Source organism: Candidatus Infernicultor aquiphilus (assembly GCF_002784285.1).
Taxonomy (GTDB): Bacteria; Atribacterota; Phoenicimicrobiia; order Phoenicimicrobiales; family Phoenicimicrobiaceae; genus Infernicultor; species Infernicultor aquiphilus.
The window spans coordinates 1-2,058 of sequence record NZ_PFKO01000119.1; the positions used below are offsets into that span (position 1 = coordinate 1).

At 31.3% G+C, this 2,058-nt stretch carries 2 protein-coding genes; both read left to right on the top strand.

What is annotated here, in order from left to right:
* The first annotated feature begins 124 nt into the window (after positions 1 to 124).
* Entirely contained in the window at positions 125 to 1,384 is a 1,260-nt protein-coding gene (locus COZ07_RS03370) for a hypothetical protein (protein ID WP_406607176.1), read from the top strand.
* A gap of 91 nt (positions 1,385 to 1,475) precedes the next feature.
* A partial coding sequence (locus COZ07_RS03375; protein WP_406607177.1) for a peroxiredoxin occupies positions 1,476 to 2,058 on the top strand: 583 nt, incomplete at its 3' end.

Here is a 2,058-nt window from a genome sequence, read left to right on the forward strand (position 1 = left end):
TAATTTATTTTCTTGACAATTTTATAAACGTATGATAGGTTTATCATATAAAATTATTTTATAAGAAATATAAACCGTAAAGAATTTTTAATTATTCTGATAATATGGTTAAAGGAAAAATATAATGAGATCTAAATTAATGAATAATAAATTTAACAATGTAAATCAAAAAAAAGTTTATCTCTATTTAGTTGCTATTACTCTTTCCTTATTTCTTATTCTTTTTTTCACTCAATTTTCCTTCTTATATATTATTAATTCCTATGCTTCTAATTCCACTAGTGCAGCGGATCCCCCAATTTATTTAGCTTATTTTTTTGAGCCGGGATGTCATGATTGTGACAGGGTCAAGATTGAGTTAGAAAATATTTCTCAAAAATATCCTGATAATCTAATCCTGAAAAGTTTTGATATTAATCTACCTGAGAGTATAGAATTAGCTGAAACACTAGGTGAATTATATCAGATGCCTGAAGAGGAAAGACTTTTAGTCCCGGTTATATTTATAGGAGATGATTACCTTTTTAGAAATGATATTACTTATGAAAATTTAGAAGAACTAATCGAGAAATATTCAACCACAGAAACTGTCGCTCCCTGGGAGAGAGTTAAGGAAAAAGATCTTACTGCTCGAGAAAGATTAATTGCCCGCTTCCAATCTTTTGGGCTGGCTACCGTAGGAATAAGTGGATTTATTGATGGCTTAAATCCTTGTTCCTTTGCTACTATTATCTTTTTTATCTCCTATCTTACCCTAATTAATCGTAAAGGGAGAGATATCCTTTGGGTAGGAGGAATGTTTACTTTTGCTAATTTTTTAACCTATTTTTTAATTGGCACCGGAGCCCTGAAAATCGTTACTTCTTTGTCTTTTTTACCCTTAATGAGGAAGATATTTTATATGGTGACTGCTCTAATTGCGGTTATTTTAGGAATTATAAGTTTGTATGATTATATTCAATTCAAAGTAACGGGGACCAGTAAAGATGCTAAGCTGCAGTTATCTCCTTTTATAAAGAAGATGATCCATTCCACTATTCGTAAAAATGTAAAACTAAGTAACTATATTTTGATGGCGGCGGTAACTGGTTTTATAGTCTCTCTTTTAGAATTAGCCTGTACTGGTCAACTTTATCTACCTACTATTATGTTTATCAGCAGTATCCCTGATTTGAAGGTTAATGCCTTATTTTATCTCTTATTCTATAACTTGATGTTTGTAGTCCCCCTCATCTTGGTTTTCTCTTTTACCTATTGGGGAACTTCTTCGACGCAGTGGGCTGCTCTTACTCAAAAGAATTTTGGGAAGATCAAGATGGCGATGACCCTGCTATTTTTTGGATTAGCTGGGCTCTTGTTCTATAGCAGCGGAATTTTTTACTAATGGGGAATTGGTAAATTAGCCAATCGGTGGATTGATTAATCGGTAAATTGGAGAATTGATAAATTGGAGAATTAATTAGGAGGTGTTTTAGATGATTTTTTCGCTAAGTAATAAAAAAAATATTCTTTTAACTGTTTTGTTAATAATTGCTTTTTTAGTTTCTTTTTATTCATTCGCTTTTACTTCATCTTTTAGGCCGGGTTTTCCTGCACCCAGCTTTACCCTTAAGAATATAAATGGGGAAACCTTTAATTTAGAAGATTACCAAGAAAAGCAAAAACTTCTTATTCTTTACTTTTGTAATAATGAGAATGAGGATTCAGTCTTTGGCATAAAAGATCTGGCCGAATATTTCGAAGGACGCATCATTAATGAGAAATACCAGGTAATTATGATAAATACTACTAAAGATCAAAAAGAAGAAGATGTAATCGGGATTAAAGAATTTTGGAATAGCAAAAAAATATTTTTTCCTATCCTTTTAGATAGCCAGAATGAACTGAGTAATCTTTACAATATTGAAGTTTTACCCACAGCCATCTTCTTAGAAAAAAACTTAGTAGTAAAGAGGGTTTATGCAGGTCTAATATCCAAACAGCAAGGTTTAATGTTTCAATATATTAGTTATTTCTTAGATGCTAAAGAAAAAGGAACTCCCCAAAAAGATACTAAAA

What these genes read in the sequence shown, in the direction of transcription:
- COZ07_RS03370 (WP_406607176.1), top strand. Translation starts at nt 125, where the DNA reads ATGAGATCTAAATTAATGAATAATAAATTTAACAATGTAAATCAAAAA.